Origin of the sequence: Enterobacter cloacae complex sp. IR5441 (assembly GCF_049238215.1) — a bacterium.
GTDB classification, from domain to species: domain Bacteria; phylum Pseudomonadota; class Gammaproteobacteria; order Enterobacterales; family Enterobacteriaceae; genus Enterobacter; species Enterobacter hormaechei_C.
The window spans coordinates 24453-47498 of sequence record NZ_JBMKIA010000020.1 but is presented as its reverse complement, the minus strand read 5'-3'; the positions used below and the strand labels follow the sequence as shown (position 1 = coordinate 47498).

Below are 23046 nucleotides of genomic sequence, written 5' to 3'. Positions count from 1 at the left end.
TCATGATATTCGGACATATTGCACAGCCAAATCCATGTCGCCTGCCGCTGGCGATAGAAAAGGCGCTTAATTTTCTGCGTACCACGGATTTCACCACCCTGGCGCCGGGCGTGATCGAAATTGAAGGCCGCAACATTTTTGCCCAGGTTCTCGACCTCACCACAAAGGAACAACACGAGAACCGCCCTGAAGTCCATCGCCGCTATCTGGATATCCAGTTTCTGGCCTGGGGCGAAGAAAAAATCGGTATTGCTATTGATACCGGGAATAACAAAATCAGCGAATCATTGCTGGAGCAACGGGATATTATTTTTTATCACGACAGCGAACATGAGTCATTTATCGAAATGATACCTGGCAGTTACGCCATATTTTTCCCGCAGGATGTTCACCGTCCTGCCTGTATTAAAAACAAGGGATCCGCAATTCGTAAAATTGTGGTGAAAGTGGCCATCAGCGAATTAGATTAATTTTCTGATAAATACAGGAATGCGAAATGACCAACACCGGTTTTATTATTGGTGCGTACCCCTGTGCACCCTCATTTCACCAGAAAGGGGAGCAGGAAGAATACGCCTTCTGGCGGGAACTTTCCGACACGCCAAATATTCGCGGGCTGGAACAACCTTGCCTTGAAAATCTCCATCCGTTTGGTGATGAATGGCTGTTTCGTCATACGCCGGGCGACTGGCAGATCGTTGTCACAGCCGTTATGGAAACCATGCGCCGCCGCGGCAGCAACGGCGCGTTTGGCCTGGCGTCCGCGGACGAAGAACAGCGTAAAGCGTGCATTGAATATTACCGCCATCTGCATCAAAAGATTGATGCCGTTAACACCCGCTTTCCCGGGAAAGTGATCGCTCTGGAAATGCAGGCCGCACCGCAGGCGGGTAATGATTCTGTCGAGCAAGCGACAGAAGCATTCTCCCGCTCGGTAAGGGAAATCGCGAGCTGGGACTGGGGCTGCGATCTGGTGCTGGAACACTGTGATGCGATGAATGGCCCGGCGCCGCGTAAAGGGTTCTTGCCCTTAGAGCAGGTGCTGGAGGTAGTGAAAGAGACCGATATCAGCGTCTGTATCAACTGGGCACGTTCGGCCATCGAAGGTCGCAACACCGCCCTTCCGCTGGAACATGTTCAGGCGGCACTCGCTGCCGGGAAGCTGGGGGCGCTGATGTTTTCGGGCACGACCCCTCACGGTGAGTATGGAGAATGGCAGGATCTGCACGCGCCGTTTTCTTCGTTCTGCGCCGACAGTCTCATGTCCACTGAACATGTAAAAACGCTGTTTACTGCGGCGAGCGCCGCAACATTGAAATTCTCCGGTATTAAATTACTGGAAATAAATGCTAATGCTGACGTCAGCCATCGCATCGCTATTTTGCGCGACGGCATTAGCGCTATGAATAAAGCGTCACAATAAAAATAAAGAATACATTTTCCGGTTACCTTCACTGAGATATTAACTATGAATATTTCTTCTAATGCTCTATACGCGGACATTCCGCGCCAGCGCTGGCTAAGGATCATTCCCCCTATTCTTATCGCCTGCATTATTTCCTATATGGACCGCGTAAATATAGCTTTTGCGATGCCCGGCGGTATGGATGAAGAGCTGGGCATTTCCGCCACGATGGCGGGCCTGGCGGGAGGGATCTTTTTTATCGGCTATTTGTTCCTGCAAGTTCCCGGCGGCAAAATTGCCGTGCACGGCAGCGGTAAGAAGTTTATCGGCTGGTCGCTGGTTGCCTGGGCGGTGATCTCGGTTCTGACCGGGCTTGTGACCAACCAGTATCAGCTGCTGGTGCTGCGCTTCTTACTCGGCGTGGCGGAAGGTGGGATGCTGCCCGTTGTGCTCACGATGATCAGTAACTGGTTCCCGGATGCCGAGCGCGGCCGCGCCAACGCGATTGTGATCATGTTCGTGCCCATCGCCGGGATCATCACCGCCCCGCTGTCGGGCTGGATTATTACCGCTCTCGACTGGCGCTGGCTGTTCATTATTGAAGGTCTGATGTCCGTTGTTGTGCTGGTGCTGTGGGCGTTCACCGTCTACGACCGGCCGCAGGAAGCACGCTGGATCTCTGAGGCCGAGAAAAACTACCTGGTACAAACCCTGGCGGCAGAGCAGCAGGCCATTGCGGGTAAAGAGGTGAAAAACGCCTCGCTCAGCGCGGTGCTGTCTGACAAAACCATGTGGCAGCTGATCGCCCTCAACTTCTTCTACCAGACTGGCATTTACGGTTACACCCTCTGGCTGCCCACCATTCTGAAGGAGCTGACGCACACCAGCATCGGCCAGGTGGGAATGCTCGCCATTCTGCCTTACATCGGCGCCATTGCCGGCATGTTCCTGTTCTCTACGCTCTCTGACCGCACCGGCAAGCGCAAGCTGTTTGTCTCCCTGCCATTGATTGGCTTTGCGCTCTGCATGTTCCTCTCCGTGGCGCTGAAAGAGCACACCTGGCTGGCCTATGCCGCGCTGGTGGGCTGTGGCTTCTTCCTGCAATCCGCAGCGGGGGTGTTCTGGACCATACCGGCGCGTCTGTTCAGCGCTGAGATGGCGGGTGGCGCTCGCGGCGTGATTAATGCCCTGGGCAACCTCGGCGGGTTCTGCGGTCCTTATGCGGTAGGCGTACTGATCACCCTGTACAGCAAAGACGCAGGCGTTTACTGCCTGGCAGTTTCGCTGGCGCTGGCATCGCTGCTGGCCCTGCTGTTACCGGCGAAATGCGATGCCGGAGCAGAGCCCAACCCCACGGTGACTCCACATAAACGTGCGGCCTGAGGCCCTCACCTGACCCACTAAACCAAACCGTAGGCCGGGTAAGCGAAGCGCCACCCGGCAATTAAGCGAGAAGAAGATGAGTGAAAAAGAGCCCTTCTGGCTGGGTATCGATTGTGGCGGTACTTATCTGAAAGCCGGTTTATACAACAGCCAGGGCAAAGAAGTCTGTATTGAACGCCGCTCAGTGGCCACGCTCAGCCCCCGCGCCGGCTACGCCGAGCGGGATATGCACCAGCTCTGGCAGCACTGCCACAAAACTGTCGCCCTGCTGCTCAAAAATTCAGGCGCTGACGGCGGTCAGATCAAAGGCGTTGGCATTTCAGCCCAGGGCAAGGGGCTGTTTCTGCTCGATAAACAGGATCGCCCCTTGGGTAACGCCATTCTCTCCTCCGATCGCCGTGCGCTGGAGATCGTGCAACGCTGGCAGCAGGACGGTATACCCGAAAAGCTCTATCCGCATACTCGCCAGACGCTGTGGACGGGGCATCCGGCCTCACTCCTGCGCTGGGTTAAAGAGAACGAGCCGCAGCGGTATCAGCAAATTGGCAGCGTGATGATGGCGCACGATTACCTGCGCTGGTGTCTGACCGGGGTCAAAGGCTGCGAAGAGAGCAACATCTCGGAATCCAATCTCTACAACATGAATACCGGGCAGTACGATCCGCAGCTCACGCGCTGGCTCGGCATCAGCGACATTGACGGTGCCCTGCCGCCTATTATCGGTTCAGCAGAAATTTGCGGGGAAATCACCGCTCAGGCAGCCGCACTGACCGGTCTCACGGCGGGTACTCCCGTCGTTGGTGGACTGTTTGATGTGGTTTCCACCGCGATCTGCGCCGGGCTGCATGACGAACATACGCTGAATGCCGTAATGGGGACCTGGGCCGTAACCAGTGGGATTGCCCACGGCATCCGCGACAACGAGCCTTTCCCCTACGTCTATGGCCGCTACGTCCATCCGCAGCAGTTCATCGTTCATGAAGCCAGCCCCACGTCGTCCGGCAACCTGGAATGGCTGACGGCCCAATGGGGCGATATGTCATTCGATGAGATTAACCACGCCGTGGCCAGCCTGCCAAAAGCTGAAAGCGATGTGTTCTTCCTGCCTTTCCTCTACGGCAGCAACGCCGGGCTGGAGATGACCAGCGGCTTCTATGGCTTGCAGGCGCTGCATACCCGCGCGCACCTCCTCCAGGCGGTTTATGAAGGGGTGGTATTCAGCCACATGACCCACCTCAACCGTATGCTCGAACGCTTTCCCCACGTGCAGGCCCTGCGCGTGACGGGCGGCCCAACCCATTCGGACGTGTGGATGCAGATGCTCGCGGACGTCAGCGGCCTGGCGATTGAACTCCCGCAGGTGGAAGAGACCGGCTGTTCCGGTGCGGCGCTGGCCGCGCTCGTCGGTACAGGCCTCTATCCCGATTTTTACGCCGCTCAGCGCGCCCTCAGGCATGACATCCGGATGATTGAACCTGACATGCGTGCCCATGCCGCCTACCAGCGCAAATATCACCGTTACCAGCTACTGATTTCAGCATTACAGGGCTATCACGCCCGTGTTAAGGAGTACGACCTATGAGCCGACCATTATTGCAGCTGGCGCTCGACCACACCTCGCTTCAGGCCGCGCAGCGCGATGTCGCGACGCTTTCCGATCACGTCGACATCGTCGAAGCCGGCACCATTCTATGCCTGACCGAAGGGCTAAACGCCGTTCGCGCCCTGCGTGCGCAGTGCCCGGATAAAATTATCGTGGCGGACTGGAAAGTCGCCGATGCCGGAGAAACGCTGGCTGATCAGGCGTTTGGCGCAGGCGCAAACTGGATGACCATCATCTGTGCCGCCCCGCTGGCCACCGTTGAACGTGGCCACGAGGTCGCACTGCGCGGCGGCGGCGAGATCCAGATGGAGCTGTTTGGCAACTGGACGCTGGACGACGCGCGCGCGTGGCATCGCATCGGGGTGAAGCAGGCGATTTACCACCGCGGGCGCGACGCACAGGCCAGCGGCCAGCAGTGGGGTGAGGCGGATCTCAGCAAAATGAAGGCGCTGTCCGATATCGGTTTGCAGCTTTCTATAACTGGCGGTATCACCCCCGCTGACCTGTCGCTGTTTAAGCAGATCAACGTCAAAGCCTTCATTGCCGGGCGCGCGCTGGCAGGCGCCGATAATCCGCCGCAGGTGGCACAAGCATTCCATTCGCAAATCCGCGACATCTGGGGAGAGTAACCATGCGTCAGCATCCGTTAGGCATTTACGAAAAAGCGCTGCCAAAAGATCTCTCCTGGCCGGAGCGCCTGGTTCTGGCAAAAAGCTGCGGCTTCGATTTTGTGGAGATGTCGGTGGATGAGACCGACGAGCGTTTATCGCGCCTTGAATGGAGTACCACGCAGCGCGCCTCTCTTGTGGAAGCGATGCTGGAGACCGGCGTGGCCATCCCGTCGATGTGCTTGTCTGCCCATCGTCGCTTCCCGTTTGGCAGCCGCGATGAAATCGTGCGCGAACGCGCCCGCGAGATCATGACCAAAGCCATCCGGCTGGCCCGTGATTTGGGTATTCGCACCATCCAGCTTGCGGGTTATGACGTGTACTACGAGGAGCACGATGAGGGCACGCAACAGCGCTTTGCCGAAGGGCTGGCGTGGGCCGTAGAGCAGGCTGCCGCCGCGCAGGTAATGCTGGCGGTAGAGATCATGGACACTGCGTTTATGAACTCCATCAGCAAGTGGAAAAAGTGGGACGACATGCTCGCCTCGCCGTGGTTCAGCGTTTACCCGGACGTCGGCAACCTGAGCGCGTGGGGCAACGACGTCACCGCCGAGCTGACGCTGGGCATTGACCGCATCGCCGCTATCCACCTGAAAGATACCCGGCCCGTTACCGAACAAAGCCCCGGACAGTTCCGCGACGTGCCGTTTGGCGAGGGCTGCGTCGATTTCGTTGGCGTGTTTAACACGCTGAATCAACTTAATTATCGCGGCGCATTTCTGATTGAAATGTGGACCGAGAAAGCCAAAGAGCCGGTGCTGGAGATCATCCAGGCGCGCCGCTGGATTGAAGCCCGAATGCAGGAAGGAGGCATGACATGTTAGAACAACTCAAAGCCGAGGTGCTGGCGGCAAATCTCGCCCTGCCCGCCCACCAGCTGGTGACGTTCACCTGGGGCAACGTCAGCGCGGTTGACCGTGCCAGCGGCATGATGGTGATCAAACCATCCGGCGTGGAGTACGACGTGATGACCGCAGAAGATATGGTGGTGGTAAATATCGCCACGGGTAAAGTGGTCGAGGGGAGTAAAAAGCCCTCCTCCGACACCCCGACCCATCTCGCGCTGTATCGTCGTTACCCGGAAATTGGCGGCATTGTGCATACCCATTCCCGCCACGCCACCATCTGGTCGCAGGCGGGGCAAGATTTACCCGCGTGGGGAACGACGCACGCGGACTATTTTTACGGTGCGATCCCCTGCACGCGGCTGATGACCACGGCTGAAATCGCGGGTGAATATGAATACCAGACGGGGGAAGTCATTATCAAAACCTTCGAGGAGCGCGACATAAGCCCGATGCAGGTCCCGGCGGTGCTGGTTCATTCTCACGGCCCGTTTGCCTGGGGCAAAGACGCTGCCGATGCGGTACACAATGCCGTGGTGCTGGAAGAATGCGCCTATATGGGGCTTTTCTCGCGCCAGCTTGCACCTCAGCTTCCGGTTATGCAGCAGGAATTGCTGGATAAGCATTACCTGCGCAAGCATGGCGCAAATGCCTATTACGGCCAGTGATCATCCGGAATTAATGTGCTCTTTACAGTACCGCCGTTTCCAGACGGCGGGCGTTAACCCGGTATGTTTTGAGAATATTTGCCGGAAATAACCCACGTCATTAAAACCGCACCGGGCGGCCACTTCAGTTAATGAGGCCGCATCGTTCAGCAGCAGTTTTTCAGCGGCCCTGACGCGCTGGCGGTGAATTGCCTCCGTCAGGGTTAAATGAAACGTCCGACGAAATACTCGCCCCAGGTAATCTGCGTTGCAGTACAGTTCTTTCGCCAGCTGCGAAGTGGACAGGGGCAAATGAAAGTGCGTGCGGATAAGCTGCTTGGCCTTCCATGCCATTGCCGCGCCCGCATCATCCGCTTTATCTTCATATCCCGGCGAGAGCGATATCTGCTGCAAAATTAACAGCAAAATTATCTCCAGCGCCTGGCTACGCTGTAATTTTTCCTGCTCGCTTAAAAACTGACGGAATAACGCAATAACATATTGCGGATCCCGCACGCTACAGTGTTGCTCAATCGACAGCGGCGTCGCGCCTGGCAACACCGGCAAGCGTTCATCCACCTCAAAATGCAGCCAGTAAAATTTGAGATCGCCCGGAAAATCTTCCACGCCGACATGCCGCCGCTTCGGCCAAAGTAATAAACTCTCGCCAGCGTTTACCTCAAACAGCGTATTTTCCTCCTGGATCGTTAATGTCCCTTTTTCGACAAAAATTATCTCCCACGAAGATAATTTTCGTGCGGGATGACGGCCCACGCCCCGGGAGATAAATAACCCGCCATTTTGAACTCTAATCGGAAGTGCTATGGATAATTCAAGCATGGATATTCATTTTTCCGCTTTTTTGGTGGCTAATATTTTCTTTATCCCTTGATTATTAATAAATATCAGCAGAACGGCTCGATCAAACTCACAGTTTCACCATCAGGTCGGAATCGTCACCTTTTTATACTTTTCCCTTCCCTTGTTGGTCTGCCCGTTGAATGCAGAATAAATGGGGTACCTTGCACAAATACGATAAAAAATCGTTTATCGAGGAGTTACCCCATGACTTCCACACCGATTACAGACGCAGAAGTTGCAAAACAGGCAGCCGATGACCGGCTGTCAGTCCGCGAGAAAATTGGCTACGGCCTGGGCGACGCGGGCGGCACGGTAATTACCTGCCTGATCATGAACTTTCTGACCTTTTTCTATACCGATGTATTTGGCCTGACGCCCGCGCTGGTGGGCACGCTGTTTATTGCCCTTCGGGTATTTGACGCGATTTCCGATCCGGTGATGGGCGTGATTGCCGACCGCACGCAGAGCCGCTGGGGGCGTTTTCGTCCCTGGCAGCTGTGGGTCGCGCTTCCCATCGGGATCGTCGGCGTACTGACCTTCACCGTCCCGGACGCCAGCATGGGCGTGAAAATCGCCTGGGCGTTCGGCACCTATCTGTTGCTTTCAGTGGGCTATACCGCCATCAACGTGCCATATTGCGCGCTGATCAACACCATGACCACCCGCCACAACGAGGTTATATCCTGCCAGTCCTGGCGCTTCGTACTGTGCGGCGTGGCGGGCTTTCTGGTCTCCGTTGGCCTGCCGTGGCTGGTGTCAGAGCTGGGACAGGGCAATGCCGCCCGGGGTTATCAGCTGGGCGTCGGCGTGCTGTGCGCCATCGCCGTGGTGATGTTCCTGTGCTGCTTCTTCTGGGTGCGCGAGCGCGTCCCGCTTGCGCTGATGGGTAAATTCACCCTGCGCGAGCACCTGGCGGGCCTGCGGAAAAACGATCAGCTGCTGCTGATGCTGGTGATGTCGTTTCTGCTGATCAACGTCTTCAACATTCGCGGCGGCGGATACATGTACTTCATCACCTACGTGCTTCAGGGCAGCACGGCGTACACCTCGCTGTTTTTCACCATGGTGACCTTTGCCGCTATTCTGGGCGCGGTGATCGTCAGTCCGCTGTCGCGGCGGATTGATACCGTCAAACTCTACTACTACACCAACCTGATACTCGCTGCGCTTGCGGTGGGAATGTGGTTCCTGCCGGGTGGCCCGGCGCACCAGACGCTCTGGCTGATCGTGATTTTAAGTAACGGCGTGATCCTGGGCTTCACCCTGCCGCTGCACTTCTCGCTGATGGCCTTTGCCGATGACTACGGCGAATGGAAAACCGGCGTGCGCTCATCGGGGATGAACTTCGCCTTCAATCTGTTTTTCATCAAGCTCGCGTGGGCATCCAGCGCCGGGATCATCAGCCTGGTGTTTATTGCCGTGGCCTATCAGCCAGGCGCAGGTAACCAGACACCCGCCTCATTGCAGGGCATCACCGCCATGGAGACGCTGCTTCCTGCCCTTTTCCACCTGCTGCTGGCGGTCGCTATCCGCTGGTGCAGGCTTAACAATCCCGTGATGTCGCGCATTGCCACCGATTTGCGCCAGCGTCATGTACAGTCCTGAGGAGAACGATATGACCATAATGGAAGCCGACCTGCATCAGCTGAAAATCAACGACCCGTTTCTTGGTCAGTACCAACGGCTGGTCCGCGATGTGGTGATCCCCTACCAGTGGGATGCGCTTAACGATCGCGTGGCGGAGGCCGAACCCAGCCACGCCATCGCCAACTTCCGCATTGCGGCCGGTCTGGAACAGGGGGAGTTCTACGGGATGGTCTTTCAGGACAGCGACGTGGCGAAATGGCTCGAAGCCGTGGCGTGGTCGCTGTGCCAGAAGCCGGATGCTGAACTGGAAAAAACCGCCGACGAGGTGATCGAGCTGGTCGCAGCGGCGCAGTGCGAAGATGGCTATCTCAATACCTATTTCACGGTGAAAGCACCGGCCGAGCGCTGGACCAATCTGGCCGAATGCCACGAACTGTACTGCGCCGGACATATGATTGAAGCGGGCGTGGCGTATTTCCAGGGAACCGGAAAACGCCGCCTGCTGGACGTGGTGTGCAGGCTGGCGGATCATATCGACAGCGTGTTTGGCCCGGGCGAAAACCAGCTGCACGGTTACCCTGGCCACCCGGAAATCGAGCTGGCGCTGATGCGGCTGTACGACGTCACGCAGGAGCAACGCTATCTCAATCTGGTGAAATACTTTATTGAGGAACGCGGCGCGCAGCCTCACTTCTACGATATCGAATACGAGAAGCGCGGCAGAACGTCATACTGGAACACCTATGGCCCGGCGTGGATGGTCAAGGACAAAGCCTACAGCCAGGCGCATCTGCCCCTTGCGGAACAACAAACGGCCATCGGCCACGCCGTGCGTTTTGTCTATCTGATGGCGGGCATGGCACATCTGGCGCGCCTGAGCAGCGACGAGGGGAAACGTCAGGATTGCCTGCGGCTGTGGAACAACATGGCACAGCGCCAGCTGTACATCACCGGCGGGATTGGCTCCCAAAGCAGCGGCGAGGCGTTCAGCAGCGATTACGATCTGCCCAACGATACGGTCTACGCCGAAAGCTGCGCCTCCATCGGCCTGATGATGTTTGCCCGCCGGATGCTGGAGATGGAGGCGGACGGCCACTACGCCGACGTGATGGAGCGCGCGCTGTACAACACGGTGCTGGGCGGCATGGCGCTGGATGGTAAGCATTTCTTTTATGTGAATCCGCTGGAAGTGCACCCGAAAACCCTGGCCTTTAACCATATCTATGACCACGTCAAACCGGTGCGCCAGCGCTGGTTCGGCTGCGCCTGTTGCCCGCCGAATATTGCGCGCGTGCTGACCTCGCTGGGGCACTACATTTATACCGTTCGCCCGGACGCGCTGTTGATCAACCTGTACGTGGGGAACGACGTCGCCATTCCGGTTGGGGATAACATCCTCCAGCTGCGGATTAGCGGGAACTATCCGTGGCATGAGCAGGTGAAAATCGAGATTACCTCACCAGTTCCGGTGACTCACACGCTGGCCCTGAGGCTGCCGGGCTGGTGTGCGGAACCGGCTGTTTCGCTCAATGGTCAGGCCATTACAGGCGAGGTCTCCCGTGGATACTTATACCTCAACCGAAGCTGGCAGGAAGGCGACACGCTGACGCTGACGTTACCGATGCCGGTCCGCCGCGTGTACGGCAACCCGCAGGTGCGCCAGCAGGCGGGGAAAGTCGCATTGCAGCGTGGACCGCTGGTTTACTGCCTGGAAGAAGCCGATAACGGCGCAAATCTGCATAACCTTTCTTTGCCCCAGGACAGCGCGTTTCGGGTATTTGAAGGCAAAGGCATTTTCGCGCACAAGATGCTGATACAGGCGGAAGGGATCGGGTGTCAGGCGAAGGACACTGATGCCCTGTGGCAGTACGACCACTCGCCGGTAGAACGTCAGCCCCGGACGCTGACCTTTATTCCGTGGTTCAGCTGGGCAAACCGGGGAGAAGGGGAAATGCGGATATGGGTGGATGAAAGCTGAATAACTGCGGCCTGTTGCCCTCACCCCAGCCCTCTCCCACGGGAGAGGGTTAATGCTACGGCAGCACGCGACGTGCTGCCTCGGCCAGAAATGCGCTTCGATTGCCGAATTGAGGATGCTCGCTGACAAAGGAATCAATCTTCACCAGCAAACGTCGAGGCATCGTGATGTTGATGCGTTCGGCTCTGCCGTCGAATTGCTTCATATTAATATCCACCAGCAACCATTGCCCGCCTGTGAAGTCGTCAGGTTGATTTTCAAGGTGCACTTCGACACTACCCGGGAGAGGCAATGCTTCATCCATTTCAAACAGCGCTTCGAAGTGCGCCGTGAGCGCATCACGTGCATCCTGAAAAGCGTCATCAAGTGAATCCCCCGCAAAAAAACATCCCGGAACGTCGGGGAAGAAACCGCTGGCGCTACCGTCGGAATCAGAATGAATGTAAGCCGGATAAAACATAACTACTCCTGATATCAGTGTTTAATGCCCGCCTGTCGCCAGATCTGTGCGAGAGTGCCCGGTTTAATGTCCTTTTTAGGATGCGGAACGGTTACCAACCCTTTTTGCACTGGATGGCGAAACTGATGATGGCTTCCCTTCGTTCTTACACATTTCCAGCCATGGCTAACCAGAACAGCAATGATATCCGCACTTTTCACATCCCAACCCTTCCCTGATTATACACATGATACACACCACCACTACTGGATTGAATGACATTAGCGCATTAAAAAAGGCATTGCAGCCAGGCTTTGTCGAAACAGGAAGAGGCGTCGAGAAAAGAAGAAGGAGGCATGTCATGTTGCAGATAAAAATGCGGACACTCTCGTAGGCCGGGTAAGGCGAAGCCGCCACCCGGCTTTAACCCGGCTCAGGTCACCCTACCCGGAACGACCTGAGCCCGGAGATTAAAACAGCCCCAGCGGTTTATCGGAGTAGCTGACTAACAGACATTTCGTTTGCTGGTAATGCTCCAGCATCATCTTATGGGTTTCACGCCCGATGCCCGACTGTTTGTAGCCGCCAAACGCCGCATGAGCCGGATAGGCGTGATAGCAGTTTGTCCATACGCGTCCGGCCTGAATGCCGCGGCCCATTTTATAGGCCAGATTACCGTTACGACTCCAGACGCCCGCCCCCAGGCCATACTGCGTGTCGTTGGCGAGCTCCAGCGCCTCGTCCATGGTTTTAAACGTGGTGACGGCCAGCACCGGTCCAAAAATTTCCTCCTGGAAAACGCGCATGTTGTTCTTACCGAACAGGATGGTCGGCTCAAGGTAGTAACCCTCCTGCAAATCGCCGCCCAGCACCTTACGACGACCGCCGGTCAACACATCGGCCCCCTCTTTTTTGCCGATATCAATATAGTTGAGGATGGTTTCCAGCTGGCCATGCGATACCTGCGCTCCCATCTGGGTGACGTTATCCAGCGGATTACCGCTGCGAATCGACTCCACGCGCCGGATCGCCCGCTCCATAAAGCGCTCATAAATGGATTCCTGCACCAGCGCGCGGCTCGGACAGGTGCAGACTTCACCCTGGTTGAACGCGAACAGCGCAAACCCTTCCAGCGCTTTGTCGAAGAAGGCGTCCTCTTCATCCATCACGTCGGCAAAGAAGATGTTCGGCGATTTCCCGCCCAGCTCCAGGGTGACCGGAATGATGTTCTGGGTCGCGTACTGCATGATCTGCTGACCCACTTCCGTTGAGCCGGTAAACGCCACTTTAGCAATACGCTTTGAAGTAGCCAGATATTCGCCGATCTCTCCCCCGGCCCCGTTGACCACGTTAATGACCCCCGGCGGCAACAGGTCGCCAATCACCTCCATCAGCAGCAGTACCGAAAGCGGCGTTAAGCGTGCAGGTTTCAGCACCACGCAGTTACCCGCCGCCAGCGCGGGCGCCATTTTCCAGCTCGCCATCAGCAGCGGGAAGTTCCACGGAATAATTTGCCCCACCACGCCGAGCGGCTCGTGGAAGTGATACGCCACGGTATCTTTGTCAACTTCACTTATTCCCCCCTCCTGGGCACGAATGCAGGACGCAAAATAGCGGAAATGGTCAATCGCCAGCGGCACGTCCGCCGCCATGGTTTCCCGGATCGGCTTGCCGTTGTCCCACGTTTCCGCGGTCGCCAGCAGCTCCAGATTCTGCTCCATCCGATCGGCGATTTTGAACAAAATGGCCGCTCTGTCCTGAACGGACGTTTGCCCCCACTTATCTTTCGCCTTATGCGCCGCATCCAGCGCTAAATCGATATCCCGCTTGCCCGAACTGGCAATTTCACACAGCGGCTGGCCGGTAACGGGCGTCAGGTTGGAATAGTATTCACCGTCGACGGGCGCCACCCAGTCGCCGCCGATAAAGTTGTCATAGCGGGACTTCAGCTTAAGAGGAAAACCATACTCGCCTGGCTGGATACGCGATGAGGGAGGATTGTTTGTCATGACCGTCTCCTTGCAGTAGGTGTACAACAAGGGTAGTTCCGGCTGGTGATTTTCTCGCCAGTCGGTAACGGGTTTACGAGCCGTATCACGGATTACCGTACTTTACGTTTCGTTTCTGCCGCCGGAGCCATACTTAATAGCTCAGGGGCTCATGAGGAACAATGCAATGCAGCTATTTATCGGCTTTGACGTGGGCGGAACCCACATCAAACACGGCGTGATCAACGAAAACGGCGAAGAACTGACATCCGATGAATATGATACGCCTGACGATGAAAGCACCTTCAAACAGAAGTGGAAAGCGGTGGTGGATAAGTACCGCCAGGAGCATGAGATCGTCGGCATCGGCGTGAGTTTTCCGGGCCACATCAATCACCATACCGGCGAAGCGGCCAAGGCCGGGGCGCTGGATTACCTTGACGGCGAAAACCTGTGCGAGCTTTTCGCACAGCTGACCGATCTCCCCGTAACAACCGAAAATGACGCCAACTGCGCGGCGCTGGGCGAACGCTGGCAGGGCGCCGGTAAGGATTATGAGCATTTTGTCTGCATCACCATAGGCACCGGCATCGGCGGCGGTATCGTCATGGAGGGCGATCTCTACCGTGGGTCGCACTACCGGGCGGGTGAGTTTGGCGTGCTGCCCGTTGGCAACAACGGCGAGCCGATGCACGAAGTGGCGTCCGCCAGCGGCCTGATGAAAGCCTGCCGCCGCGCGCTGGCCGTGTCGGAAGATGAGATGCCTGATGGTGAGGAGCTGTTTAGGCGCATGGACAGCGACGTGCATCTGCGTGAGGCCATAGAAGAGTGGGCGCATTTCCTCTCGCGGGGCATCTACAGCGTGATCTCCATGTTTGATCCGCAGGCGGTGCTGATTGGCGGCGGCATTAGCGAGCAGGAGAAAATCTATCTCCTGCTGGATAAATACCTACAGCGATTCGAGGAGTGGGAAGCGCTCCGGGTGCCCATCCTTCCCTGCGAGCTGGGTAACCAGGCGGGAAGGCTGGGCGCGGTCTGGCTGGCTAAGCAGAAGCAGGCGCGCAGCACTTAACGCTTAGGGAAATAACTGCGCGTCGCGTAGCACATGATCATTGCCACGACGACGCGTAAACCCGATGCGGTTGAAATACTCCAGGATCTGAATCGCCAGTTTGCGTCCTACGTTCAGCCGATCGCGGAAGTCTGCGGCGCAGGTTGATCCGCGCGCCTGATCCAGCTCCCGGATCAGGTTCGCAAACGCCACGATCCGATCGTTGCGGTAATAACGATCTTTCACGATCGCCACAATCATCCCCTGCTGCGCCGCATGGCGCAGTACCTGACGCATCAGCTGCTCATCGGTATTGGTTTCACGCGCCAGATCGCGCACCCACCACGGTTCATCGCCAAACAGCGCCGCCACTTTTTGCCAGACCGCGTCCTGCTCAGCGGTAAAACCGGCCTTGTGCTCCGGCAGGTGCAGCCAGCCGTGATGACTTGCAATCACGCCGCTTTCACGCATGTTTTCAATCAGCAACAGCACCAGCGCGTCGTCTTCCATGGGCAACGCCATGCGCCGCAGACGTTCACGACCCGGACCGGGCTCATCCTGATGCTGTTCATGGTAGGTCGCCAGCGTGCTCAGCACTTTGCGCTGCCAGCATGCCGCCACCGGCGCGTTCAGCAGGCTGTTCCCGGCCTGAATAAAACCTGGCTCCTGCGTCAGAAGACGCAATCCTTCGCCGCTGAGCTGGCGCGCCCAGGCGAACGCCGCCAGATCCACCGCACCACGCTCAAGGTGGATATCTAACGCAGACTTATCATCGCGGGCCTGGGCCAGTGCGGCCAGCCACTGTAAATACTCGGGCTTACGCTTGCCGCGACGGGGCGGATCCAGCATGACCACGCGCGCGCCCGCCAGCGTTTCCCGCGCCGAAATATCGCGCAGAACCAGGCGGTCGTTATCCGCCAGCCAGAGCGGGGAGTCGAACACCAGTTCGGCGAGATCGTTTTCCAGCAGCGACACGCGTCCGGTGATGTGGCTGGCCGCGTGGTGGATATGCAGCGGCTGCCACTGGGTCAGCGGCGTGTGGGTCTGGAGTGAAACGATGATCCGTTCAGAAGGCTCCGGCGGCGCGTCGGCCAGCAGCCAGTCGCCGCGGTTAAGCTGGTCTTTTTCGGCATCACCGGCAATATTCAGCGCGATACGCTGCCCGGCGTGGGCCTGTTCCACCGGCTGGTTTTGCGCGTGAAGCCCGCGCACGCGCATCGGTTTGTTCACGCCCGTCAGCCACAGGGTATCGCCCACGTTCACTTCGCCGCTCAGCGCGGTGCCGGTCACCACCAGCCCAGCCCCTTTCACGGTAAATGCCCTGTCGATCGCCAGACGGAAGCGGTGATGGCTGGCATGTTCACGAGACGGGATCTGCTGCAAATGGTCGCGAAGAGCGTCGATACCGCGGCCTTCTGTCGCCACGGTGACAAACAGTGCGGCATCCCTAAAACCGTACTCACTCAGCGCCGCCAGCACCTCTTCACGCACCTCGTCGATACGCGCCTCATCCACACGGTCCGCTTTGGTGAGGGCGACGGTCAACTGCGGGTTTCCCGTCAGCTGGAGGATCGCCAGATGCTCGCGCGTTTGCGCCATCACCCCGTCATCGCACGCGACCACCAGCAGGGCGTGATCGATCCCGCCCACGCCCGCGAGCATATTGGAAAGAAACTTCTCGTGGCCGGGCACGTCGATAAAGCCGAGCACGCGACCGTCGGGCTGCGGCCAGTAGGCGTAACCCAGGTCAATGGTCATGCCGCGCTTTTTCTCTTCCGGCAGGCGATCGGCATTCACGCCCGTAATGGCCTGCAATAACGTGGTTTTGCCGTGGTCAACGTGACCGGCGGTGGCAATAATCATTTCAACATCATCTCCAGAAACCGCACTTCATCTTCCAGACAGCGTAAATCCAGCCACATGCGCCCGTCACCGATCCGGCCAATCACCGGCGTCGGTAATGCGCGCCAGCGCGCCGACAGCGCCTCAAGCTGGCTTCCGCGTCCGTCGCGCGGGGTGAACGTCAGCGCTTCGCTCGGTAACCTGTCCACCGGCAGCGAGCCGCTGCCAATTTGCGACAGGCAAGGCTCGTTACGAACGTCAAACTCAGGGTAATGAGGAGCAACCTGCGGCAGTAGCGCTTCCGCCTGCGCGCGAATGGAGGCCGCATCACGGCTCAGCAAACGCAACGTGGGCAGGCGATCAGCCAGTTTCTCCGGGTGGAGATAGAGCCGCAGCGTGGCTTCCAGCGCGGCCAGCGTCATTTTATCGGCACGCAGGGCGCGCTTCAGTGGGTGCTGCTGTAGCTGCGCAATCAGCTCGCGCCTGCCGACGATAATCCCCGCCTGCGGCCCGCCCAGCAATTTATCACCGGAGAAACTGACCAGGCTTACGCCCGCGGCAACCATTTCCTGCACCATGGGCTCTTTCGGCAGACCGTACTGGCGCATATCCACCAGCGACCCGCTGCCGAGATCGGCAATCACCGGCACGTTTAGCTCGCGCCCGATGGCGGCCAGTTCGGCCTCTTCCACCGTTTTGGTGAAACCCTCAATGTGGTAATTGCTGGTATGCACTTTCATCAGCAGGGCGGTGTTTTCATTCACCGCCGCGCGATAATCTTTTGCATGGGTACGGTTAGTTGTGCCCACTTCATGCAGCGTGCAGCCCGCCTGGCGCATGACGTCCGGAATACGAAACGCCCCGCCGATCTCCACCAGCTCGCCGCGAGAGACGACAACCTCTTTTCCGCTCGCGGTGGCCGCCAGCATTAACAGCACCGCCGCCGCGTTGTTATTCACAATGCAGGCATCTTCCGCGCCGGTGATCTGGCAGAGAAGATCCGCCAGTGCGCGATCGCGATGCCCACGCCCGGCGCCGTCCAGATCGTACTCCAGCGTCACCGGCGAGCGCATGGCACGGGTGACGGCCTCTGTTGCCTCTTCGGCCTGCTGTGCCCGGCCCAGATTGGTGTGCAGAACCGTGCCTGTCAGGTTAATAACCGGGCGCAACGCGCTTTGCCCGTGCTTGCTCAGCCTGCGTTCAACTTCCTGCTCCCACGCCACGCACCAGCCGGGTAGCGCGTTCTCAGCCTGAATATGGCGACGCGCATCGTCCTGAAGCTGGCGTAGCATGCCGACCGTTGCAGTATGGCCAAACTGCTCCAGCACCGCAGTGATGCGCGGGTCACGAAGCAGACGATCGGTAGCGGGGATCTGGCTGTAGAGGGAATGATGAGTAGTCATGAATGCGCCTGGCGAGTAAATATCTTCCCCCCTCCCGACGGGAGAGGGAGTTAACATGTGGGGGGATTGTACCGCCTCCCGCCAGGAAGTGTTATAACCCGCATCAAGCCTTTGGCGGTTCAGTCCGGGCAAAACTTTCGCGCTGGAAGAGCGTCTCCGCCAGTTTGACCAGCAGCGGACGATCCACGCACCAGCCCGGCGAGACGCGGCGGAAATTGAGGTAGCCAATGGCGCAGGCGATGGCGATCGTCGCCAGATTCAGGCTATCGCTCTGAATTTTCCCGTCGCGGATCAGCTGTTCGCACATATCCAGGCTGCGGCTGATTTTTTCGCGCTGGCGTAGCAGCTCATTTTCTGACTGCTGGGCGGCGGGCCTTGCCTGCTCGCGTACGGACGTCAATGCCGCATCCATAATGCCATCCGCCAGGGCTTCAATTTGCTTCATCACCAGCGCTGCTTTTGGGTCCGCCGGCAGCATGGCTGGCGCAACGCCAAGCAGTTCGATGTACTCCGCAATGATCGGGGAATCAAACCAGTAGTCGCCCTCGTCCGTTACCAGCGCCGGGACTTTCCCCAGCGGGTTGTACTGCGCAACGCCGTTCTCTGCGTTGTAGGGCTGTTCATTCACGAATTCAAATTCAATCCCTTTCTCCAGCAGGAGAATCGAAATCTTACGCACGAAAGGACTGGTATAACTGCCGATGAGTTTCATTGCTTATCCTTAATGCCCACAAAGAGGTCAGTATGGATCAAGCCGTGGAAAAAGGCAGGTGTGCGTATCGCATTCCTGCCATGAGGGGATACGGGAGAAATCTGCATAAAAATATTTTGTGAATCAAATCACAATCTGGAAACAAACAACCAACTTAACATTGTGATGCAAATCACAAAACGCCGCCCATTATGGCGTATTTCTGAGCAATGTATTTTTTTTACACACTCATTTTGTGATCATGATCACTTCATTAATATCCTCACCCCCTACATTCATGTGATTCAGATCACACAAAATTTCACTGTCTGGACAGTTGAACGATTCAGTGCCAGATTTCACAGCATCAGAACAGGGCCCGGCTACCTCTGCCGCCGCACATTAACGATAAACCTCGGGCCACAAGCCTAAGCGTAAACATAAGAAGGGGTGTTTTATGTCATCCGATTTCAAGATCAAAGTGCAAAGCTTTGGTCGTTTCCTCAGCAACATGGTGATGCCAAATATCGGCGCGTTTATCGCGTGGGGTATTATCACCGCATTATTTATTCCGACAGGGTGGTTGCCTAACGAAACGCTGGCAAAACTTGTTGGCCCAATGATTACCTATCTCCTGCCACTGCTCATCGGTTATACCGGTGGTCGTCTGGTGGGCGGTGACCGCGGTGGCGTCGTGGGTGCCATCACAACCATGGGGGTGATCGTCGGTGCGGATATGCCGATGTTCCTCGGTGCGATGATTGCCGGTCCTCTGGGCGGCTGGGCGATCAAGAAATTTGACGTCTGGGTTGATGGCAAGATCAAATCCGGCTTCGAAATGCTGGTGAACAACTTCTCTGCGGGCATCATCGGGATGATCCTCGCGATTCTGGCGTTCCTCGGCATTGGCCCGGCGGTTGAAGTGCTGTCCAAGCTGCTGGCCGCGGGCGTTAACTTCATGGTGGCGCACGACATGCTGCCGCTGGCGTCTATCTTTGTTGAACCAGCGAAAATCCTGTTCCTGAACAACGCCATCAACCACGGTATCTTCTCACCGCTGGGTATTCAGCAGTCACACGATCTCGGCAAGTCCATCTTCTTCCTGATTGAAGCGAACCCGGGTCCGGGTATGGGCGTTCTGCTGGCATACATGTTCTTTGGTCGCGGCAGCGCGAAACAGTCTGCTGGCGGCGCGGCGATCATTCACTTCCTGGGCGGTATTCACGAAATTTACTTCCCATATGTGCTGATGAACCCACGTCTGATCCTGGCCGTTATCCTTGGCGGTATGACCGGCGTGTTCACCCTGAGCGTACTGGGCGGTGGTCTGGTGTCTCCTGCTTCTCCAGGCTCTATCCTGGCGGTGCTGGCGATGACCCCGAAAGGCGCCTACTTCGCGAACATCGCGGCGATCTGTGCGGCCATGGCGGTCTCCTTCGTGGCCTCCGCTATCCTGCTGAAAACCAGCAAGGTGAAAGAAGACGACGATATCGAAGCGGCAACCCGTCGTATGCATGACATGAAAGCCGAATCCAAAGGCGCAACGCCGCTGGCGGCGGGTGATGTCTCTAACGACCTGAGCCACGTGCGTAAAATCATCGTGGCCTGTGATGCCGGTATGGGCTCCAGCGCAATGGGTGCGGGCGTACTGCGGAAGAAAGTGCAGGATGCGGGTCTGACCAACATCTCCGTCACCAACAGCGCGATTAACAGCCTGCCGCCGGACGTTGACCTGGTGATCACGCACCGCGATCTGACCGAACGCGCTATGCGTCAGGTACCGCAGGCGCAGCACATTTCCCTGACCAACTTCCTCGACAGCGGCCTGTACGCCAGCCTGACCGAACGCCTGGTGGCGGCGCAGCGCCATGAAGATAACGAAGTGAAAGTGCGTACCAGCCTGCAAGACAGCTTCGACGAGAGCAACGCGCATCTGTTCAAACTGGGCGCTGAAAACATCTTCCTTGGCCGCACGGCGACCAATAAAGAAGAGGCCATTCGCTTCGCCGGTGAGCAGCTGGTGAAAGGCGGCTACGTTCAGCCTGAGTACGTTGAGGCGATGCTGGAACGCGAAAAGCTGACCCCAACCTACCTGGGTGAATCCATCGCGGTTCCGCACGGTACGGTGGAAGCCAAAGACCGCGTGCTGAAAACCGGCGTGGTGTTCTGTCAGTATCCTGATGGCGTGCGCTTCGGTGAAGAAGAGGACGACATCGCCCGTCTGGTGATTGGTATCGCCGCTCGCAACAACGAGCATATCCAGGTGATTACCAGCCTGACCAATGCGCTGGATGACGAAACGGTTATTGAGCGTCTGGCCAACACCACCAGCGTTGAAGAAGTTCTGGCCCTGCTGAACAAGTAACAGCGCCTCTTCCCTCTCCCCCCGGGGAGAGGGCTAGGGTGAGGGGAAAACGTTCCTCACCCCAGCCCTCTCGGGTAAAAACATTGATGAAGGTTAACACTATGAAAGCATTACATTTTGGCGCAGGTAATATCGGTCGTGGCTTTATCGGTAAACTGCTGGCAGACGCGGGCATTACCCTGACATTCGCCGATGTGAATCAGATGGTTCTGGATGCCCTGAATGCCCGTCATAGCTATCAGGTTCACGTGGTGGGTGAAAACGAACAGGTTGAAACGGTCTCTGGCGTCAACGCGGTAAGCAGCATTGGCGACGACGTGATTGACCTCATCGCGAGCGTTGATCTGGTCACCACCGCCGTGGGTCCGGTGGTGCTTGAGCGTATCGCCCCGGCGGTCGCGAAAGGCCTGGCGAAGCGTAAAGCACAGGGCGTTGAAACGCCGCTGAACATCATCGCCTGTGAAAACATGGTGCGCGGCACCACGCAGCTGAAAGGCCACGTTCTTGCGACCGTCGCAGACGAAGATAAAGCCTGGGTTGAAGCGCACGTAGGTTTTGTGGATTCCGCCGTGGATCGCATCGTTCCGCCTTCAGCATCCGCCACCAACGATCCGCTGGAAGTGACCGTGGAAACCTTCAGCGAGTGGATCGTGGATAAAACCCAGTTTAAGGGCGCGCTGCCGACCATTCCGGGAATGGAATTAACCGATAACCTGATGGCATTTGTCGAACGTAAACTCTTCACGCTGAACACCGGGCATGCTATAACCGCGTACCTCGGAAAATTGGCCGGTCATCAGACGATTCGTGACGCGATCCTCGATGAGAACATCCGTGCGGTGGTCAAAGGGGCAATGGAAGAGAGCGGCGCGGTGCTGATCAAACGCTACGGTTTTGATGCTGATAAACACGCAGCATACATCCAGAAAATCCTCGGTCGTTTTGAAAACCCGTATCTGAAAGATGACGTTGAGCGCGTGGGTCGTCAGCCGCTGCGTAAACTAAGCGCGGGCGACCGCCTGATTAAACCGCTGCTGGGCACGCTGGAATACGGCCTGCCGCACGCTAACCTGGTGAAGGGCATCGCTGCCGCCATGCACTACCGCAGCGAGCAGGACCCGCAGGCGATTGAGCTGGCTCAGCTGATTGATGACAAAGGCGCGCAGGCTGCGCTGGCGCAGATCTCCGGTCTGGATGCCAACAGTGACGTAGTTGCGGAGGCGGTCAGCGCATACAACGCAACCAAATGATCCAGAGTCCGGCGCAGGTTAGCCTGCGCCCGAATAACAGATTGTCAGATATGCAGGCAATAATGGAACAAACCCAGGCCTTTGAAAATCGTGTGCTTGAGCGTCTGAATGCTGGCAAAACCGTACGGAGTTTCCTGATTGCCGCCGTCGAGCTGTTAACCGAGGCGGTGAACATTCTGGTGCTTCAGGTGTTTCGCAAAGACGACTACGCGGTAAAGTATGCTGTAGAACCGTTACTGGACGGAGACGGACCGCTGGGCGATTTATCGGTACGGCTGAAGCTGATTTACGGTCTTGGCGTGCTGAACCGCCAGGAGTATGAAGACGCCGAGCTGTTAATGGCGCTGCGCGAAGAGCTCAATCATGACGGTAATGAGTACACCTTTACTGATGATGAGATACTGGGCCCCTTCGGCGAACTGCACTGCGTATCCGCGCTCCCTCCCGCACCTCAGTTTGATAACAGCGACCCTGAGCTGTACGCGATGCAAAAGCTGCGTTATCAACAGGTTGTGCGCTCCACCATGGTGCTTTCCCTGACTGAGCTGATTTCTAAAATCAGCTTAAAAAAAGCGTTTCAGAAGTAAGCCCGCACACATTGGTGTATCCTTCCCTGTAAATTCCCCGTTTTCAGAGTTATTTGTCATGAAAGAAGTCGAAAAGAACGAAATTAAACGCCTGAGCGACCGTCTGGATCTGATCCGCCATCAGATGGCTGGCCTCTCCCTGGTCGATTCTGCCGAGAAATATGCCGAGCTGGAAAAAGAGTCCGTGAAGCTGGAGGCGGAAATTGAACGCCTGCGCGAAGTGAAAGGCCAGAAGCTGAGTAAAGAAGCGCAGAAGCTGATGAACATGCCGCATCGCCGCGCGATCACCAAAAAAGAGCAGGCCGACATGGGCAAGCTGAAGAAAAGCGTCCGTGGCCTGGTGGTGGTGCACCCGATGACTGAGCTTGGTCGCGAAATGGGCCTGAAAGAGATGACGGGTTTTTGTAAGACCGCGTTCTGATCGTCCTCCCCTGCCGCTGCGGCAGGGGAAAC

The 23046-nt window shown here is 57.3% G+C and carries 21 protein-coding genes; 14 read left to right on the top strand and 7 right to left on the bottom strand.

All coding sequences use genetic code 11. The features are described 5' to 3' along the window. Positions 1-2: 2 nt before the first annotated feature. The 7 genes from ACOTX5_RS18630 (at position 3) to araD (ending at position 6572) form a co-directional block, all read left to right on the top strand. Complete coding sequence (locus ACOTX5_RS18630) at positions 3-470, top strand: YhcH/YjgK/YiaL family protein (RefSeq protein WP_015572753.1); 468 nt, start codon at positions 3-5, stop codon at positions 468-470. Positions 471-496: 26 nt separating this feature from the next. Continuing rightward, complete coding sequence (locus ACOTX5_RS18625) at positions 497-1423, top strand: DUF4862 family protein (protein WP_015572754.1); 927 nt, start codon at positions 497-499, stop codon at positions 1421-1423. Positions 1424-1468: 45 nt separating this feature from the next. Further along, positions 1469-2788, top strand: coding sequence for an MFS transporter (locus tag ACOTX5_RS18620; protein WP_045911838.1), 1320 nt, complete (start codon positions 1469-1471; stop codon positions 2786-2788). Between the two features lie 76 nt (positions 2789-2864). Further along, positions 2865-4370 carry an FGGY-family carbohydrate kinase gene (locus ACOTX5_RS18615; RefSeq protein WP_015572756.1) on the top strand — a complete coding sequence of 502 codons (1506 nt, stop codon included), beginning with the start codon at positions 2865-2867 and terminating at the stop codon, positions 4368-4370. Next, positions 4367-5020, top strand: coding sequence for a 3-keto-L-gulonate-6-phosphate decarboxylase UlaD (gene ulaD / locus ACOTX5_RS18610; RefSeq protein WP_015572757.1), 654 nt, complete (start codon positions 4367-4369; stop codon positions 5018-5020). Before ACOTX5_RS18615 ends, ulaD begins: the two co-directional genes overlap by 4 nt. 2 nt (positions 5021-5022) lie before the next feature. Next, positions 5023-5883 carry an L-ribulose-5-phosphate 3-epimerase gene (locus ACOTX5_RS18605; RefSeq protein ID WP_017693794.1) on the top strand — a complete coding sequence of 287 codons (861 nt, stop codon included), beginning with the start codon at positions 5023-5025 and terminating at the stop codon, positions 5881-5883. Beyond that, positions 5877-6572, top strand: coding sequence for an L-ribulose-5-phosphate 4-epimerase (gene araD, locus ACOTX5_RS18600; RefSeq protein WP_023295602.1), 696 nt, complete (start codon positions 5877-5879; stop codon positions 6570-6572). The genes ACOTX5_RS18605 and araD overlap by 7 nt, the downstream gene beginning before the upstream one ends. Here araD and ACOTX5_RS18595 read toward each other — a convergent pair whose 3' ends face one another. Beyond that, positions 6573-7391 carry a helix-turn-helix domain-containing protein gene (locus tag ACOTX5_RS18595; RefSeq protein ID WP_045911839.1) on the bottom strand — a complete coding sequence of 273 codons (819 nt, stop codon included), beginning with the start codon at positions 7389-7391 and terminating at the stop codon, positions 6573-6575. Between the two features lie 225 nt (positions 7392-7616). Between ACOTX5_RS18595 and ACOTX5_RS18590 the strand changes: the two genes are divergently transcribed. Both ACOTX5_RS18590 and ACOTX5_RS18585 read left to right on the top strand, forming a co-directional pair. Further along, on the top strand, positions 7617-9017 hold the full coding sequence (locus ACOTX5_RS18590) for an MFS transporter (RefSeq protein WP_045142691.1): 1401 nt from the start codon (positions 7617-7619) through the stop codon (positions 9015-9017). Positions 9018-9027: 10 nt separating this feature from the next. Next, entirely contained in the window at positions 9028-10977 is a 1950-nt protein-coding gene (locus tag ACOTX5_RS18585; protein ID WP_045911840.1) for a glycoside hydrolase family 127 protein, read from the top strand. A gap of 55 nt (positions 10978-11032) precedes the next feature. Here ACOTX5_RS18585 and ACOTX5_RS18580 read toward each other — a convergent pair whose 3' ends face one another. From ACOTX5_RS18580 to aldB, 3 genes are all read right to left on the bottom strand, one after another. After that, positions 11033-11437: a type II toxin-antitoxin system HicB family antitoxin gene (locus ACOTX5_RS18580; RefSeq protein ID WP_023295606.1), complete on the bottom strand. Its 405-nt coding sequence runs from the start codon at positions 11435-11437 to the stop codon at positions 11033-11035. Between the two features lie 14 nt (positions 11438-11451). Further along, positions 11452-11637 (bottom strand): type II toxin-antitoxin system HicA family toxin, encoded by a 186-nt coding sequence (locus ACOTX5_RS18575; RefSeq protein ID WP_071788668.1) that lies wholly within the window; start codon positions 11635-11637, stop codon positions 11452-11454. Between the two features lie 249 nt (positions 11638-11886). Continuing rightward, entirely contained in the window at positions 11887-13425 is a 1539-nt protein-coding gene (gene aldB / locus ACOTX5_RS18570) for an aldehyde dehydrogenase AldB (protein ID WP_045911841.1), read from the bottom strand. Positions 13426-13591: 166 nt separating this feature from the next. Between aldB and ACOTX5_RS18565 the strand changes: the two genes are divergently transcribed. Next, on the top strand, positions 13592-14476 hold the full coding sequence (locus tag ACOTX5_RS18565; protein WP_045911842.1) for an ROK family protein: 885 nt from the start codon (positions 13592-13594) through the stop codon (positions 14474-14476). 3 nt (positions 14477-14479) lie between these two features. On the opposite strand, the gene selB is transcribed toward ACOTX5_RS18565, so the two are convergent. From selB to ACOTX5_RS18550, 3 genes are all read right to left on the bottom strand, one after another. Beyond that, complete coding sequence (selB, locus tag ACOTX5_RS18560) at positions 14480-16318, bottom strand: selenocysteine-specific translation elongation factor (RefSeq protein WP_045911843.1); 1839 nt, start codon at positions 16316-16318, stop codon at positions 14480-14482. Then, entirely contained in the window at positions 16315-17700 is a 1386-nt protein-coding gene (selA, locus tag ACOTX5_RS18555) for an L-seryl-tRNA(Sec) selenium transferase (protein WP_045911844.1), read from the bottom strand. The genes selB and selA overlap by 4 nt, the downstream gene beginning before the upstream one ends. A gap of 103 nt (positions 17701-17803) precedes the next feature. Further along, positions 17804-18412: a glutathione S-transferase gene (locus ACOTX5_RS18550; RefSeq protein WP_045339422.1), complete on the bottom strand. Its 609-nt coding sequence runs from the start codon at positions 18410-18412 to the stop codon at positions 17804-17806. 436 nt (positions 18413-18848) lie between these two features. Between ACOTX5_RS18550 and ACOTX5_RS18545 the strand changes: the two genes are divergently transcribed. The 4 genes from ACOTX5_RS18545 (at position 18849) to ACOTX5_RS18530 (ending at position 23014) form a co-directional block, all read left to right on the top strand. Next, the gene (locus ACOTX5_RS18545; protein ID WP_015572764.1) at positions 18849-20756 is read left to right on the top strand and encodes a PTS mannitol transporter subunit IICBA; all 1908 of its coding nucleotides are present in this window, start codon (positions 18849-18851) and stop codon (positions 20754-20756) included. A 101-nt stretch (positions 20757-20857) separates the two neighbouring features. Further along, a complete protein-coding gene (gene mtlD / locus ACOTX5_RS18540) occupies positions 20858-22006 on the top strand; it encodes a mannitol-1-phosphate 5-dehydrogenase (RefSeq protein ID WP_045911845.1) in 1149 nt (382 codons plus the stop codon). Next, positions 22003-22593 (top strand): mannitol operon repressor MtlR, encoded by a 591-nt coding sequence (mtlR, locus tag ACOTX5_RS18535; RefSeq protein WP_045911846.1) that lies wholly within the window; start codon positions 22003-22005, stop codon positions 22591-22593. The genes mtlD and mtlR overlap by 4 nt, the downstream gene beginning before the upstream one ends. Before the next feature lie 58 nt (positions 22594-22651). Then, positions 22652-23014, top strand: a complete 363-nt coding sequence (locus ACOTX5_RS18530; RefSeq protein ID WP_015572767.1) for a YibL family ribosome-associated protein — start codon at positions 22652-22654, stop codon at positions 23012-23014. The last annotated feature ends 32 nt before the right edge of the window (positions 23015-23046 follow it).